The organism is Mycobacterium sp. 5-140-3-2 (genome assembly GCF_035666375.1).
GTDB lineage: Bacteria > Actinomycetota > Actinomycetes > Mycobacteriales > Mycobacteriaceae > Mycobacterium > Mycobacterium intracellulare.
This window is the reverse complement of sequence record NZ_CP142025.1, coordinates 1,081,571-1,096,276: the sequence shown is the minus strand read 5'-3', so window position 1 is coordinate 1,096,276 and position 14,706 is coordinate 1,081,571. Positions and strand designations below refer to the sequence as shown.

Annotated in this window: 14 protein-coding genes; 6 read left to right on the top strand and 8 right to left on the bottom strand. The window is 69.2% G+C overall.

Going from position 1 to position 14,706, the window contains the following annotated elements; genetic code table 11:
• Positions 1-69 precede the first annotated feature (69 nt).
• The 3 genes from P6281_RS05480 to mca are packed head-to-tail and all read right to left on the bottom strand — an operon-like array spanning position 70 to position 3,258.
• Complete coding sequence (locus tag P6281_RS05480; RefSeq protein ID WP_248913542.1) at positions 70-2,085, bottom strand: thioredoxin domain-containing protein; 2,016 nt, start codon at positions 2,083-2,085, stop codon at positions 70-72.
• The gene (locus P6281_RS05475) at positions 2,072-2,389 is read right to left on the bottom strand and encodes a hypothetical protein (RefSeq protein ID WP_014381964.1); all 318 of its coding nucleotides are present in this window, start codon (positions 2,387-2,389) and stop codon (positions 2,072-2,074) included. Before P6281_RS05475 ends, P6281_RS05480 begins: the two co-directional genes overlap by 14 nt.
• Positions 2,386-3,258: a mycothiol conjugate amidase Mca gene (mca, locus tag P6281_RS05470; RefSeq protein WP_008254328.1), complete on the bottom strand. Its 873-nt coding sequence runs from the start codon at positions 3,256-3,258 to the stop codon at positions 2,386-2,388. The genes P6281_RS05475 and mca overlap by 4 nt, the downstream gene beginning before the upstream one ends.
• Before the next feature lie 112 nt (positions 3,259-3,370).
• Here mca and P6281_RS05465 point away from each other — a divergent pair, with 112 nt between their 5' ends.
• Both P6281_RS05465 and greA read left to right on the top strand, forming a co-directional pair.
• Positions 3,371-3,805: a DUF4307 domain-containing protein gene (locus tag P6281_RS05465; RefSeq protein WP_014379376.1), complete on the top strand. Its 435-nt coding sequence runs from the start codon at positions 3,371-3,373 to the stop codon at positions 3,803-3,805.
• 219 nt (positions 3,806-4,024) lie between these two features.
• Positions 4,025-4,519 carry a transcription elongation factor GreA gene (gene greA, locus P6281_RS05460; protein ID WP_007168983.1) on the top strand — a complete coding sequence of 165 codons (495 nt, stop codon included), beginning with the start codon at positions 4,025-4,027 and terminating at the stop codon, positions 4,517-4,519.
• A 19-nt stretch (positions 4,520-4,538) separates the two neighbouring features.
• On the opposite strand, the gene P6281_RS05455 is transcribed toward greA, so the two are convergent.
• The 4 genes from P6281_RS05455 to P6281_RS05440 form a co-directional block, all read right to left on the bottom strand.
• Positions 4,539-5,705 (bottom strand): cystathionine gamma-synthase, encoded by a 1,167-nt coding sequence (locus P6281_RS05455; protein ID WP_014383987.1) that lies wholly within the window; start codon positions 5,703-5,705, stop codon positions 4,539-4,541.
• 11 nt (positions 5,706-5,716) lie between these two features.
• Positions 5,717-6,451, bottom strand: a complete 735-nt coding sequence (locus P6281_RS05450) for an RDD family protein (protein WP_008254318.1) — start codon at positions 6,449-6,451, stop codon at positions 5,717-5,719.
• A 111-nt stretch (positions 6,452-6,562) separates the two neighbouring features.
• Complete coding sequence (locus P6281_RS05445; protein WP_014383986.1) at positions 6,563-7,969, bottom strand: cystathionine beta-synthase; 1,407 nt, start codon at positions 7,967-7,969, stop codon at positions 6,563-6,565.
• Between the two features lie 35 nt (positions 7,970-8,004).
• On the bottom strand, positions 8,005-9,072 hold the full coding sequence (locus tag P6281_RS05440; protein WP_009954592.1) for an alpha/beta hydrolase: 1,068 nt from the start codon (positions 9,070-9,072) through the stop codon (positions 8,005-8,007).
• A 245-nt stretch (positions 9,073-9,317) separates the two neighbouring features.
• Here P6281_RS05440 and P6281_RS05435 point away from each other — a divergent pair, with 245 nt between their 5' ends.
• Both P6281_RS05435 and P6281_RS05430 read left to right on the top strand, forming a co-directional pair.
• Positions 9,318-10,280, top strand: coding sequence for an SGNH/GDSL hydrolase family protein (locus P6281_RS05435; protein WP_087139827.1), 963 nt, complete (start codon positions 9,318-9,320; stop codon positions 10,278-10,280).
• A gap of 93 nt (positions 10,281-10,373) precedes the next feature.
• Complete coding sequence (locus P6281_RS05430; RefSeq protein WP_009954588.1) at positions 10,374-11,591, top strand: acetyl-CoA C-acetyltransferase; 1,218 nt, start codon at positions 10,374-10,376, stop codon at positions 11,589-11,591.
• A gap of 197 nt (positions 11,592-11,788) precedes the next feature.
• Here P6281_RS05430 and P6281_RS05425 read toward each other — a convergent pair whose 3' ends face one another.
• Positions 11,789-12,640 (bottom strand): Bax inhibitor-1/YccA family protein, encoded by an 852-nt coding sequence (locus P6281_RS05425; protein ID WP_026071427.1) that lies wholly within the window; start codon positions 12,638-12,640, stop codon positions 11,789-11,791.
• Between the two features lie 226 nt (positions 12,641-12,866).
• On the opposite strand from P6281_RS05425, the gene P6281_RS05420 reads away from it, so the two are divergent.
• Entirely contained in the window at positions 12,867-13,904 is a 1,038-nt protein-coding gene (locus P6281_RS05420; protein ID WP_324738638.1) for an enoyl-CoA hydratase/isomerase family protein, read from the top strand.
• Positions 13,905-13,917: 13 nt separating this feature from the next.
• Positions 13,918-14,700, top strand: coding sequence for an enoyl-CoA hydratase (locus P6281_RS05415; RefSeq protein ID WP_008254287.1), 783 nt, complete (start codon positions 13,918-13,920; stop codon positions 14,698-14,700).
• The last annotated feature ends 6 nt before the right edge of the window (positions 14,701-14,706 follow it).

Sequence of the window (14,706 nt, the reverse complement as noted above, 5' to 3'; positions counted from 1 at the left end):
CAGGGTAACCCGGCTCAGTGGTGATCGCCAGCGCGGCGCAGCCGGGCGCAGCGGGTCACCACCCTCGGCTCAGTGGCTGGAAACAGCCAGGGCGGCGGCCAGTTCGGCCGCGGTGGTCACCGGAAGGTCGCAGACCTGGCCACGACACACGTAGGCGGCGTCGGCGCCGCCCACCCGGTCGCGGCCCGCCAGCAGCGCCGAGGAATCGACGTCCCCGCCCACGACGACCGCCCCGCCGGGCGCCAGCCGTCGCGCCTCGGCCAGCAGCGGCGACCACGACGGGTCGCAGGCCACCGCGATCTGCAGCGGCCCGCGGACCGCGGCCTCCGCCACGGCCAGCCAATGCCCGGCCGACCGCGGCGCACGCTCCAGCAGCACCGAGTGCGCGCGCAGCGCGTCGTCCGCCGCCCGCAGGTACCGCTCTGCGCGCTCCCCGTCGACCACGTGCGCCGCGGTCAGCAGGGCCTCGGTGATCGACGACGCGCCCGACGGGGTCGCCCCGTCCAGCGGGTCGGCGGGCCGCAGCATCAACCGCTCGGCATCGTCGGCGGTGTCGAACCAGCGGCCGGGCTGCTCACGATCGGCGAAGTGCGCCAACGCGGTGTCCAACAGATCGGTCGCCCTTGTCAGCCAGGCCGCCTCGCCCGTCAGCTGGTAGAGCGCCAGCAGCCCGGTGGACAGCATCGCGTGGTCCTCAAGGATGGCGGCGCTGTCGCCGACCACGCCGCCGAGGCTGGCGCGCCGCAGCCTGCCGTCGACCACGTGCAGGTCGAGCACCGCCCGCGCGCAGCGGCTTGCGGCGTGGACGAACTCGGGCTCGTCCAACGCCACGCCGGCCTCGGCCAAGGCGGTGATCGCCAGCCCGTTCCAGGACGTGACGATCTTGTCGTCGCGGCCGGGCTGGACGCGGGCGCGCCGGGCGTTCAACAACGCGGCCCGCACGCGTTCGGCCCGCTGCGCATCCTCCGGATCGGCGGGGAGCTGCAGCACCGAGGCGCCGTGCTCGAAGGTGCCGGCCGGGGTGACCGCGAAAACCTGTGCGGCCCAACGACCGTCGTCGGGCCCGAGCGCGTCGTTCAGCTGTTCCGGCGTCCACACATAGGTCGAGCCCTCGCGGCCGTCGGCGTCGGCGTCCAGCGATGAGGTGAACATGGCACCGTCGGCGAGGTCGTCGAGCAGGAACCGGGCGGTCTGGTCGGCGATTCGGCGCGCCAGCGGATCGCCGGTACGCCGGGCCCAGTGCGCGTAGGCGCGCAGCAGCAGCGCGTTGTCGTACAGCATCTTCTCGAAATGCGGTACCACCCAAGCGTTGTCGACGCTGTACCGGGCGAAGCCGCCGCCGAGCTGGTCGTAGATGCCGCCGCGGGCCATCGCGCTGCCCGCGCGCGACACCGCGTCGAGCGCCGCCGGCGATCCGGTGCGCTCGTAGTTGCGCAGCAGCGCCTCGAGCAGCGCCGAGGGCGGGAATTTGGGCGCACCGCCGAACCCGCCGTGCACGGTGTCCTCGTCCCCGAGCAGCGCGGCGACGGCGTGGTCACACAGGTCGGCCGCCACCGCGGGGCCGCCACGCGCTACACCGGAAGCCATCTTGCGCAGCTCGCCGGCGATGTGGTCGGACGCCTCCTCGACCTCACCGCGACGCTCCCGCCATGTGGCCGAGACGGCCGAAAGAAGTTGCAGGAAGCTATCTTTCGGATAGTAGGTGCCGCAGAAGAAGGGCCGCCCGTCCGGCGTGAGGAAACAGGTCATCGGCCAGCCGCCCTGCCCGGTGAGCGCCACCGTGGCGTTCATGTACACCGCGTCGATGTCGGGCCGTTCCTCGCGGTCGACCTTGATGCAGACGAATCCCGCGTTCATCGCGGCGGCGACGTCGGCGTCCTCGAACGACTCGTGCGCCATGACGTGACACCAGTGACAGGCCGCGTAGCCGACCGACAGCAGGATCGGCACGTCGCGGGCGGCGGCGTCGGCCAGCGCCTCCGGTGTCCACTGCTGCCAGTGCACCGGATTGTCGGCGTGCTGGCGCAGATACGGGCTGGTGGCCAGCCCCAGGGTGTTCGCGGCGGACGAGTCAGCCTGGCTCATCGCCGGATCCCGGGGGTCGCGGCGACCCGTCCGCCCGATCCGGGGCCTGCCCGGCGCCCGGGTCGACCGCGTCGGTGCCCTCGTCCGCGGCCTGGTCCGGCTCGGGATGCTTGGGGTCGAACGACTCCGGCACCTTCTTCAGCTGCCGGTTCATCGAGCGCAGCAAGAACAGCGTGCTGATCAACAACAACACGACGATCAGCAGCCCGACCGGGCTGGCCTTGCCGAAGTCGGGCCCGGTGTGCTGCGGCGCGTTGTCGGCCTGCCAGTCGGCGGCGCTCGCGAGGAGGACGAGGTGATTCACGCGTCCGTCTCGATCCCGGCGAACAGGTCGTCCTCGGGCAGCCGGGCCGGGACCCGCGAGCGGGCCAACTCGAATTCCTCGGTGGGCCAAAGCCGTTGCTGCCATTCGATGGGCGCCGCGAAGAAGTCGTGGTCGGGGTCGATCTGCGTGGTATGCGCCCGCAGCGCGTCGTCGCGCTGGCTGAAATAGGCCGAGCACTCGACGCGCGTGGTCACCCGGGATTCGAACGGGTCGTGCGCGGCGTCCCAGTGCTCGAGCCACTTCTTGAACGGCGGTTCGTGACCGTGCTTGAGGGCCTCGTCGTGCAGCAACTGCATCCGGGCCCGCAGAAAGCCGTGGTTGTAGTACAGCTTGGACACCGTCCACGGTTCGCCGGCGTCCGGGAAGCGCCGATAATCCCCGGCCGCCTCGAAGGCGCCGACCGAAACCTGGTGGCAGCGAATGTGATCGGGATGGGGGTAGCCGCCGTTCTCGTCGTACGTGGTCATCACGTGCGGGCGGAACTCGCGTACGACGCGCACCAGCGCCTCGATCGACTCCTCCAGCGGCACCAGCGCGAAACACCCCTCGGGCAGCGGGGGCGGGGGGTCGCCCTTGGGCAGGCCGGAGTCGACGAAGCCGAGCCAGGTGTGCTCCACCCCGAGGATCTCGGCGGCCTTCGCCATCTCGTCGCGGCGGATTTCGGCGATGTGCCCGTGCACCTCGGGCAGATCCATCGCGGGGTTGAGGATGTCGCCGCGCTCACCGCCGGTCAACGTCACCACCAGCACCCGATGCCCCTCGTCGGCGTAGCGGGCCAGGGTGGCCGCGCCCTTGCTGGACTCGTCGTCGGGGTGGGCGTGCACCGCCATCAACCGCAATTCGCTCACGTGCTCCCTTGTCACCTCGGGTGGTCACCCGGTCTGACCCTATAATTCCAGTTCCACATCGTTGCATGCTGTCGGCCGGTGCCCGGCAGCCGACAACCAGGCATAACCAGCCATGACCGATACCCCCACTCCGCGTCCGGAGGCCCGCTACGGGCGTTCCCGGCTGTCGCGCATCCCCCGGCGATGGGTGATCGTCGCGCTGGGCGTGCTGGTCGTCGCGGCCGGCCTGGCCGTGGCCGCCGTCGGCTACCACCGCTTCGGCACCAGTGATGTCAAGGGGACGCTGGCCGGGTACCGGGTGATCGACGAGCAGACGGCGTCGATAACGATCAGCGTGACCCGATCGGATCCGTCGCGCCCGGTGGACTGCATCGTGCGGGTCCGCTCCGCCGACGGGAGCGAGACGGGACGACGTGAGCTGCTGGTCCCGCCATCCGACGCGGCCACGGTGCAGGTGACGACGACGGTCAAATCCTCCCAGCCGCCGGCGGTGGCCGACATCTATGGCTGCGGCACCGATGTGCCCGCCTACCTGCGCCCGTCCTGACCGTCGCCATCGACGCCGAACAGCGAAGATGGAGTCATCAGTTGTTCGCGCGGTGGTAACATGGGTGAATGCACGGTTCCGATTGGGACCGTGTTGCTGCATTAGCGGCCGTCAGCAGATCGGCGCCGCAGCACACGGGGATGGACCCGCACGCTTTCGACGGCGGAGTTAACAGGACTTACGCGAACTCGCGGAACAACATACGAGGAGCACGACGAGATGACGGACACTTCGGTGACCTGGCTGACCCAGGAGTCGCATGACCGACTCAAGGCCGAGCTCGACCAGTTGATCGCGAATCGTCCGGTCATCGCCGCGGAGATCAACGACCGCCGCGAAGAGGGCGACCTGCGCGAAAACGGCGGCTACCACGCCGCCCGCGAAGAGCAGGGCCAGCAGGAGGCCCGGATTCGCCAGCTGCAGGATCTGCTCAACAACGCCAAGGTCGGCGAAGCGCCCAAGCAGTCCGGCGTCGCGCTGCCCGGTTCGGTGGTGAAGGTCTACTACAACGGCGACAAGTCCGACACCGAGACGTTCCTCATCGCCACCCGCCAGGAGGGCGTCAACGACGGCAAGCTCGAGGTGTACTCGCCGAATTCACCTTTGGGCGGCGCCCTGATCGACGCCAAGGTGGGCGAGACCCGCAGCTACGTGGTGCCCAACGGCAACACCGTCGAGGTCACGCTGGTCAGCGCGGAGCCGTACCACTCCTGATCGCTTTGCGCGAGGTGCGCTAGGCGAGGGCCTGCTGCAGATCGGCCACCAGGTCGGCGACGTCCTCGATGCCGACCGACAGCCGCACCAGGTCGTCGGGCACTTCCAATTGCGACCCGGCCGTCGACGCATGCGTCATCGCGCTGGGGTGCTCGATCAGCGACTCGACCCCGCCCAGCGATTCGGCCAGGATGAACACCTTGGTGTTGGCGCACAGATCCCGGGCGGCGTCCCGGCCGCCTTTCATGCGCACCGAGACCATGCCGCCGAACCCGCGCATCTGCCGCGCGGCGACCTCGTGCCCGGGGTGGCTGGGCAGGCCGGGGTAGAGCACCGCGCTCACCGCGCGATGGCCCGCGAGGAATTCCGCTACGGCCATGGCGTTTTCGCTGTGCCGCTGCATGCGCAGCACCAGGGTCTTCAGTCCGCGCATCGTCAGGTAGGCGTCGAACGGGCCGGGCACCGCGCCGGCCCCGTTCTGCAGGAAGCCGAACGCGTCGTCGAGTTCCTGGTCGTTGGTGACCAGCGCGCCGCCCACCACGTCGGAATGGCCGCCGATGTACTTGGTGGTGGAGTGCAGCACGATGTCTGCCCCCAGCGTCAGCGGCTGCTGCAGCGCGGGTGAGGCAAAGGTGTTGTCCACCAACACTTTCGCGGAATGCTGCTCGCCCAGCTCGGCGATGGCGGCGATATCGGCGATGGACAGCAACGGGTTGGTCGGGGTTTCCACCCAGATCATCCGGGTGCGCGGCGTGATCGCGGCGGCGACGGCGTCCAGCTCGTGCAGCGCGACGGGCGTGTAGTCGACGTTCCACTGGGTGAAGACCTTGTCGATCAGCCGGAACGTGCCGCCGTAGGCGTCATTCGGGATCACGACGTGGTCACCCGGCCGCAGCACTGTGCGAAGGGCGCAGTCGGTGGCGGCCATCCCCGAGGCGAAGGCCCGGCCGTAGCTGCCTTCCTCGACGGCGGCCAGCGCGGCCTCCAGCGCGGCGCGGGTCGGGTTGCCGGTGCGCGCGTATTCGAATCCGCCCCGCAATGCGCCGACGCCGTCCTGGGCGAAGGTGCTGCTGGCGTAGATCGGGGCGTTGACCGCTCCGGTCGCCGGGTCCGGCCGGTAGCCGGCGTGAATCGCTTTGGTGGCCAGCCCGGTGAACTCGGGGTGTGGGTTGCCGTCGTCGCTCATCGACGATCAGCCTAGGTGACCGGCGGCCTTTCGGTCCCGTCGATCGGCAGGCACACGGTCGTCATGATCTTGTCCGCCAGCGTCTGACGCTTCGAATCCCACAGCGGGAAAAGGAAACCGATGAAGCAGATGATCGCGTCGACGAAGTGCGCCAGCGCCCGCACCACGGACAGGCCGAAGCCCAGGGGTTGGCCGGTGACCTCGCTGACCACTTTGAATTTCATCACCGATTTGCCGACGCTCGACCCGGTCGTGCCCTGCTGGTAGCCGTAATTCCAGATCAGGTAGAACAGCCCGACGATCGACGCCAACCACTGCGCCACCATGCCCAGGGTCGAATTCTGGGTGGCGCAGTACTGGTTGACGGCGTACTGGGTGACGTCGGTGATGCAGGCCGTCTGCTGCGTGGCGAGCAGGATCGCGGTGCCGATGCCGTGCACGACGACGTACGGGAGGATGTCGATGACGAACGCCAGCGCGCGGGTGAGCCACGGCGTGTACTCCTGCGTCGGCAGGGTCCGGATCGCCGGTCCCGGCGGCGGCGGCGCGTAGCCCCCGGACGACGGCGGCGGTGGCGGGTAGGACCCGCCGGGCGGCGGTGGCGGCGGGGGGTAGGAACCGCCGCCGGGCGCCGACGGAGGCGGCGGGAACTCCTGACCGCCGGACGGCGGCTGTTGCCCACCGGATGGGCCGGGCGACGAGGGGGGCGGCGGGTAGGCGCCGCCGGGCGGCGGTTGATCGGTCATGGGCAACCTTCCACTGCGGAACAGCCGGACATCTCGCTGGATTAGCCGAATTACCGTACCTGAGCGTTTCACGGACGGGCGAGACGCGCATCACCCGCCGAGCGCGGCGAACTACCGGCGTCCGCTCAGTCCACGGGGCGCCTCGGAGAGGAAGCCCAGCAGGTCATAACGGGTGATCACGCCGACCGGTTTGCCCTCCTCGACCACCATCAACGCGTCCCAGTCCCGCAACGCCGTGCCCGCCGCGCTGATCAGCTCACCCGCGCCGATCATCGGCAGCGGCGGGCTCATGTGCTGGGCGACCGCGTCGGCCAGTTTCGCCCGGCCCTCGAACACCGCCGACAGCAATTCACGTTCGGAGACGCTGCCGGCGACCTCCCCCGCCATCACCGGCGGCTCGGCGCCGACCACCGGCATCTGGGACACCCCGTACTCGCGCAGGATGCCGATGGCGTCGCGCACCGTCTCCGACGGGTGGGTGTGCACCAGGTCGGGCAGCGCACCGGACTTGCGGCGCAACACGTCGCCGACCCTGGACTGCTCGGTGGACCCGTCGAGCCGGCTGCGCAGGAACCCATACGACGACATCCAGGCGTCGTTGAAGATCTTCGACATGTAGCCCCGGCCGCCGTCGGGCAGCAGGACCACGACGAGCGCGTCGGGTCCGGCTTGCTCGGCGACGCGCAGCGCGGCGACCACCGCCATCCCGCACGACCCGCCGACCAGCATCGCCTCCTCGCGGGCCAGGCGCCGGGTCATGTCGAACGAGTCGGAGTCGGACACCGCGATGATCTCGTCGGGCACCGTGCGGTCATAGGCCTGCGGCCAGAAGTCCTCGCCGACGCCCTCCACCAGATAGGGCCGGCCGGTGCCGCCCGAATACACCGAGCCCTCGGGGTCGGCGCCGATGATGCGCACGGCCCCGTTCGATATCTCCTTGAGGTAGCGGCCGGCGCCGGTGATCGTGCCGCCGGTGCCGATGCCGGCGACGAAGTGGGTGACCTTGCCGTCGGTGTCGGCCCAGATCTCCGGGCCGGTGGTGGCGTAGTGGCTGGCCGGGCCTTCCGGGTTGGCGTACTGGTCCGGTTTCCACGCGCCCTCGATTTCGGTGACCAGCCGGTCGGAGACGCTGTAGTAGCTGTCCGGGTGGTCGGGGGGCACGGCCGTCGGGCACACGACCACCTCGGCGCCGTACGCGATCAGCACGTTGCGCTTGTCCTCGCTGACCTTGTCCGGGCAGACGAACACACACTTGTACCCGCGGTGCTGGGCGACCAACGCCAGCCCGACGCCGGTGTTGCCCGACGTGGGTTCGACGATCGTGCCGCCGGGCCGCAGCTGTCCGCTGGCTTCGGCGGCGTCGATCATCTTGACCGCGATCCGGTCCTTCGAGCTGCCGCCGGGGTTGAGGTATTCGACCTTGGCCGCCACGATGCCGGCACCGTCGGGAACGACGGAGTTCAGGCGCACCAGCGGCGTGCCGCCGATGAGGTCACTGATGTGCTGCGCGATCCGCATGCGTCACATCGTCTCAGGCGGTTTCGCGCGGCGCGCTACTCGGTGGCCTCGCGGATGTAGTCGCCGATCTGGCGCAGCGAGCGCACGGCCTCCGGCACCATCGGCGCGGCCAGCTGGAAGTCGTGGATCTGGCCGGGCCACACCCGCACCTCGGCCGGGGTGCCGACTGCGGCCAGCCGGCTCGCCGCCAACCGCGCGTCGTGCAGCAACACCTCGGAGCCCGAGACGTGAATCAGCGTGCGCGGCAGGCCCGGCTTGATGTGTTCCAGCGGCTCGTAGATCTCCTCGGCTTTGCCGTCGACCTTGTTCTTTCCGGCCGCGGCGGCAACCAGCTCGGCGAGGGCGTCGAACGCCCCGGCGGAGAACATCGCGTCCGTGTCGATGTTGGGGTGGGCCTGCTTGGGTTCCTTCGCCAGCTGCAGCAGCGGCGAGATCGCCACGAGCGCCGCGGGCTCCTCGCCTTCCTCCTGCAGGCGTTGCGCGAGCGTGAGCGCCAGGTAGCCGCCCGCGGAATCGCCCGCCAGCACGATCTGGTCGGGTTGGTAGCCGCGCAGCCGCAGCCATCGGTAGGCGTCGTGACAATCCTCGATCGCCATGCCCACCGAATTCTTGGGCAGCAGACGGTAATTGACCACCAAGATGGGCGCGTCGGCGAACTTGGAGAGGGCTTCGACGAGCCGGCCGTGCGAGTTTGCCCCGCAGGTCAAAAACGCGCCGCCGTGGAGGTAGACGACCACGCGGCGGCTGCCGTCGGCGGGAAGCACGCCGGGCGCGCGCACCAGCTGCGCCGAGGCGTGCGGCAACTTCACCGTCTCGCGGACGGTGGCCGACGCCGGGATCAGCACCCGGGCGGTGAGGTCGATGAGGCCCCACGGCCACGGCAGGTTGGGGACGTGGCTGCCGACGGTCAGAATCGGTCGGATCGTCAGCCGTGACGTCAGGTTGGCCAATCGCGCAGCAACGCTGGGGCCGGATTCGAGGACCTCGACGGGCGCGCCGTCGCTGATCGCGAACTTGCGCGTCTGGGCCCGACGGGCTTTGAGGACATCATGGGCACGAACGGTGGCCTCAGGCGACCCCGATACCTTGCTAGGTGCGGTCATGCTCAACACTTCCTACGCCGTTGTAGTGCGATACAGCATGTGACGAGGCTGTTGAGCGTCTGGTTCGACCGTTTGCCAAAGCGCTCAGCCATCCCCTTGTTCTCAGCTTGACAGCCATCGCTTAGTGCAACGTATGAAATCTCTGAGTTGATACCAGTTTTGCTTCGCACCGTGATCAGTTCGTTTTTTCGCACCGGCCGCGCAAACTCCGCAGCGGCCCTAAACTTGAGTGCGTGACCATTCGGGTGCCACGCCGGTCGGCGATCGCCCTGGCCACAGCGGGCGCGCTGGCCTCGACAGGAACCGCCTACCTGGGGGCACGCAGTCTGTTGGTCGGCCAGGCGTCCCACGCGCGCACCGTCATCCCCAAGGCATGGGACATCCCGCCCCGCGCCGACGGCGTGTACACGCGCGGCGGTGGGCCCGTGGAGCGGTGGCGCCGCGGGATGGCGGCCGACCTGCACCTGATGATCTTCGGCGATTCGACCGCCGCCGGATACGGATGCATGAGTGCCGACGAGGTGCCGGGGGTGCGGATCGCGCGCGGCCTGGCCGAGCAGACCGGCAAGCGAATCCGGCTGAGCACCAAGGCCATTGTGGGCGCCACCTCGAAAGGCTTGTGCGGCCAAGTCGACGCCATGTTCGTGGCCGGCCCCCCGCCGGACGTGGCGGTGATCATGGTCGGCGCCAACGACGTCACCGCGCTCAACGGGGTGAGCCAGTCGGCGCAACGGCTGGGGTTGGTCGTCCGCAGGCTGCGCGCCCGGGGCGCCGTGGTGATCGTCGGCACCTGCCCGGATCTGGGCTTCATCAGCGCGATTCCGCAGCCGCTGCGGTCGCTCGCGCACGAGCGTTGCCTGCAACTCGCCCGCGCCCAGACCGCGGCGGTCCGCTCGGCCGGCGGCGTGCCGGTTCCGCTGGCGCAGCTGATGGCGCCGCAGTTCCGGGCCACGCCCGACGCGATGTTCTCCGCCGACGGCTACCACCCGTCGGCGCCCGCCTATGCGCTGGCCGCCGACGCGCTGCTGCTGGCCCTGTGCGACGCGCTGGGCGAGAAGGTGGAGCGCCCGCCGCTGAGTCCACCGGTGCCGCCGGCGGAGCCGGTCCTGGGGCAGCGCCACACGCGGGCCAGCGTGATGTCGCGGCTGTGGCGGCGCCCGGCACCCGGACCTGCCCCGTCTTCGTGCCCCGAGGTTGGCAGCGACTAGATTTGTCTTCGCCCGTCGGCGTGGGCCCACCGCCCGATGATGAAGCGAGCCAGCCCCATCTGTGGGATCTGCAGGGATCTGAAGGGAACCACCATGCCTGAAGCCGTCATTGTCTCAACTGCTCGCTCGCCGATCGGCCGCGCGATGAAGGGGTCGCTGGTCAACATGCGCCCCGACGACCTGACCGTCCAGATCGTGAAGGCCGCGCTGGACAAGGTGCCCGCCCTGAACCCGCACCAGATCGACGACCTGATCCTGGGCTGCGGGCAGCCCGCCGGCGAATCCGGATACAACCTGGCGCGAGTCATCGCCGTCGAACTCGGCTTCGACTTCCTGCCGGGCACCACCGTCAACCGGTACTGCTCGTCGTCGCTGCAGACCTCCCGGATGGCGTTCCACGCGATCAAGGCCGGTGAGGGCGACGCGTTCATCTCGGCGGGTGTGGAAACCGTGTCGCGGTTCGCCAAGGGCAGCGCCGACTCGTGGCCGGACACCAAGAACTCGCTGTTCGGTGAGGCTCAGGAGCGCTCGGCCGCCGCGGCCGAAGGTGCCGACGAGTGGCACGATCCCCGCGCCGACGGCAACCTGCCCGACGTGTACATCGCGATGGGGCAGACCGCCGAGAACGTCGCCTTGCTGACCGGCATCAGCCGCGAAGACCAGGACCACTGGGGAGTGCGCAGCCAGAACCGCGCCGAGGAGGCGATCAAGAGCGGGTTCTTCGAGCGGGAGATCACCCCGGTGACCCTGCCCGACGGCACCACGGTGAGCACCGACGACGGCCCCCGCCCCGGCACCACCTACGAGAAGATCAGCCAGCTCAAGCCGGTGTTCCGGCCCAACGGCACGGTGACCGCGGGCAACGCGTGCCCGCTGAACGACGGCGCGGCCGCGGTGGTGATCACCAGCGACACCAAGGCCAAGGAGCTCGGCCTGACGCCGCTGGCGCGGATCGTGTCCACCGGGGTCAGCGGCCTCTCCCCGGAGATCATGGGCCTGGGCCCGATCGAGGCGACCAAGAAGGCGCTGGCGCGGGCCAAGCTGTCGGTCAGCGACATCGACCTGTTCGAGATCAACGAGGCGTTCGCCGTCCAGGTGCTGGGCTCGGCCCGCGAGCTGGGCATCGACGAGGACAAGCTGAACGTGTCCGGCGGGGCGATCGCGCTGGGCCACCCGTTCGGCATGACCGGTGCCCGCATCGCCACCACGCTGCTCAACAACCTGCAGACGCACGACAAGACGTTCGGCCTGGAGACCATGTGCGTCGGCGGCGGGCAGGGCATGGCGATGGTGATCGAGCGGCTCAGCTGAGCCGCTCGTCGTTGGGTGCGTCCCGGCTTTGCGTGTGAAACCCGGGCTTTGAGTGTGAAGCCTGGGCGGCGACACGCCGAGCCAGCGCACCGCTGGTTCACTCTCGACGCCGGCGCTTCACACTCAACGGCAGTGCACGAGGACCGCAGACAAAAAACCGGCACGCCCATCGGCGTGCCGGTTTTCGTGTGGCAGAGCTAATCGTTTTGTAGATAGCTGAGCAGGCGCAGGATCTCGATGTACAGCCAGACCAGCGTCACGGTCAGGCCCAGCGCGATGCCCCACGCCGCCTTCTCCGGCGCACCGGCGCGGACCATCTGGTCGGCCGCGTCGAAGTCGATCAGGAAGCTGAACGCCGCGATGCCGATGCACACCAGCGAGAAGATGATCGCGAGCGGGCCGCCGCTGCGCAGGCCCAGGCCCGCGCCGCCGCCGACACCGAACATGGCCAGCACGAAGTTGCCGAGCATCAGGGCCAGCACGCCGAACAGGGCGGCGACCACCATGCGGGTGAACTTGGGCGTGACCCGGATGGCGCCGGTCTTGTAGACGACCAGCATGCCGAAGAACACCCCGAAGGTGCCCATCACGGCCTCCCCGATCAACACGCCGGCGTTGGCGTTCGACACCGAGAAGTGGGCGAAGACGAACGAAAGCGCTCCCAGGAACAAACCCTCGAGTACGGCGTAGCTGAGCACGATCGCCGGGCTGTCCTGCTTGCGACCGAAGGTCGCGACCAGCACCAGGCCCAGGCCGCCGAGCGCGCCGATCAGGGTCAGCGGCATCGCCAGCGCGAGGTTCGAGACCACCAAGAAGTAGGAGACGACGGCGGAGGCCGCCAGCACGGCCAGCGTGATGCCGGTCTTGGTCACGACGTCGTCGATGGTCAGGGGGCGCGAAGGCCGGGCCTCCTGGTACGGGGCCTGGTAGGGAGCCGCATAGGGGTCGGCCTGGTAGCCCTGCATCGGGGCCGCGCCAGTGCCGAATTGCGCGTATCCGCCCCTCTGCTTAGGCAGCGAACGAAATACCGGGTTGCTTGTCTCCCGCACCGTCGGATCCTCTCTTATTGGCTTCGAGCTGTGCGAACACCATCTCAACGATCAGCGGTCCACCCAGGTTCCCAGCCGAACTGGGCATTTTGCGGAGTTCTCGAGCCTTGGAAGGCTTAAGCCGTTGTCGTCGCGTTAAACATAACCCTTACCCGCGCATACCGCGCCGGTCGTGACGATCTAGATTTCTTCCTCGAGGCTGGACCGGCGCGAGGGAGGCTAAGGCGTGACCGACGGATCCGATGAGGTTCTCACCGAGGTTGACGGAAGCGTCGGCTTGATCACGCTCAACCGGCCCAAGGCGATCAACTCGCTGAACCAACGGATGGTGGACGATCTGACCGCCATCCTCACCCGCTGGGCCGGCGACGAGGCGGTGCGCGCGGTGGTGCTCTCCGGCGCCGGTGAACGCGGACTGTGCGCGGGCGGCGACGTGGTCTCGATCTACCACAGCGCGCGCAAGGACGGGGCGGAGGCGCGACGCTTCTGGCGCGACGAATATCTGCTCAACGCCCAGATCGCCGACTTCGCCAAGCCATACGTCGCGGTGATGGACGGCATCGTGATGGGTGGCGGTGTGGGCGTCAGCGCGCACGCGAACACCCGGGTGGTGACCGACACCTCCAAGATCGCCATGCCCGAGGTCGGAATCGGCTTCATCCCCGACGTCGGCGGGGTTTACCTGCTGTCGCGCGCGCCCGGCGGCCTGGGCCTGCACGCCGCGCTGACCGGGGCGCCGTTCTCGGGAGCCGACGCCATCGCCATGGGCTTCGCCGACCACTACGTGCCGCACGCCGACATCGAGGCGTTCCGTCGGGCGATCGTCGGGGACGGCGTCGAGAACGCGCTCGCCAAATACACCGTCGAACCGCCACCGAGTGAACTTGCCGCACAACGCGATTGGATCGACGACTGCTTCGCGCGCGACACGGTCGAGGACATCGTCGCGGCCCTCGCGGGCCACGGCGCGGGCCCGGCGAACGACGCCGCCAACCTGATCGCCACCCGCTCCCCCATCGCGTTATCGGTGACGCTGGAGGCGGTACGCCGCGCGACCGAACTGGAAACGCTCAAAGACGTTCTCGTTCAGGACTATCGGGTGTCCTCGGCGTCGCTGCGCTCACACGACCTGGTCGAGGGAATTCGCGCGCAGCTGATCGACAAGGATCGCGATCCCAAGTGGTCGCCGGCGCAGCTGGCCGCCGTCACGGCGGCCGATGTCGAGGCGTATTTCACCCCGGTCGACGACGACCTGAGTTTCTAGAAAGGCGGCCCAGATGACAGACACGCAGTACGAGACCATCCTCGTCGAGCGCGAGGAGCGCGTCGGCATCATCACGCTGAACCGGCCGAAGGCCCTCAACGCGCTGAACACCCAGGTGATGAACGAGGTCACCAGTGCGGCAGCGGATTTCGACGACGACCCCGGCATCGGCGCGATCATCATCACCGGCTCGGCCAAAGCGTTCGCCGCCGGCGCCGACATCAAGGAGATGGCCGAGCTGACGTTCGCCGACGCCTTCGGCGCCGACTTCTTCGCCCCCTGGGGCAGACTCGCTGAGGTCCGCACCCCGACGATCGCCGCGGTGGCCGGGCACGCGCTCGGTGGCGGCTGCGAGCTGGCCATGATGTGCGACGTGCTGATCGCCGCCGACACAGCGAAATTCGGCCAGCCCGAGATCAAACTCGGTGTGCTGCCCGGCATGGGCGGCTCGCAGCGCCTGACCCGCGCCATCGGCAAGGCCAAGGCCATGGACCTCATCCTGACCGGGCGCACCATCGACGCCGCGGAGGCCGAACGGAGCGGGCTGGTTTCGCGCGTGGTGCCCGCCGACGACCTACTGACCGAGGCGAAGAAAGTCGCGACCACCATTTCGCAGATGTCGCGGTCGGCGTCGCGGATGGCCAAAGAGGCCGTCAACCGCGCGTTCGAATCCACGCTGGCCGAGGGGCTGCTCTACGAACGCCGGCTGTTTCACTCCACTTTCGCGACCGAGGACCAATCCGAGGGGATGGCGGCCTTCGTCGAGAAGCGCGCGCCGAACTTCACCCACCGCTAGGACGCA

Excerpts from the sequence above, each read along its gene's own strand:
- P6281_RS05415 (WP_008254287.1), top strand. The coding sequence starts at position 13,918 with ATGACAGACACGCAGTACGAGACCATCCTCGTCGAGCGCGAGGAGCGC.
- greA (WP_007168983.1), top strand. The coding sequence starts at position 4,025 with ATGACGGACACTTCGGTGACCTGGCTGACCCAGGAGTCGCATGACCGA.
- P6281_RS05440 (WP_009954592.1), bottom strand. The coding sequence starts at position 9,072 with ATGACCGCACCTAGCAAGGTATCGGGGTCGCCTGAGGCCACCGTTCGT.
- P6281_RS05465 (WP_014379376.1), top strand. The coding sequence starts at position 3,371 with ATGACCGATACCCCCACTCCGCGTCCGGAGGCCCGCTACGGGCGTTCC.
- P6281_RS05430 (WP_009954588.1), top strand. The coding sequence starts at position 10,374 with ATGCCTGAAGCCGTCATTGTCTCAACTGCTCGCTCGCCGATCGGCCGC.
- P6281_RS05455 (WP_014383987.1), bottom strand. The coding sequence starts at position 5,705 with ATGAGCGACGACGGCAACCCACACCCCGAGTTCACCGGGCTGGCCACC.
- P6281_RS05450 (WP_008254318.1), bottom strand. The coding sequence starts at position 6,451 with ATGACCGATCAACCGCCGCCCGGCGGCGCCTACCCGCCGCCCCCCTCG.
- P6281_RS05445 (WP_014383986.1), bottom strand. The coding sequence starts at position 7,969 with ATGCGGATCGCGCAGCACATCAGTGACCTCATCGGCGGCACGCCGCTG.
- P6281_RS05480 (WP_248913542.1), bottom strand. The coding sequence starts at position 2,085 with ATGAGCCAGGCTGACTCGTCCGCCGCGAACACCCTGGGGCTGGCCACC.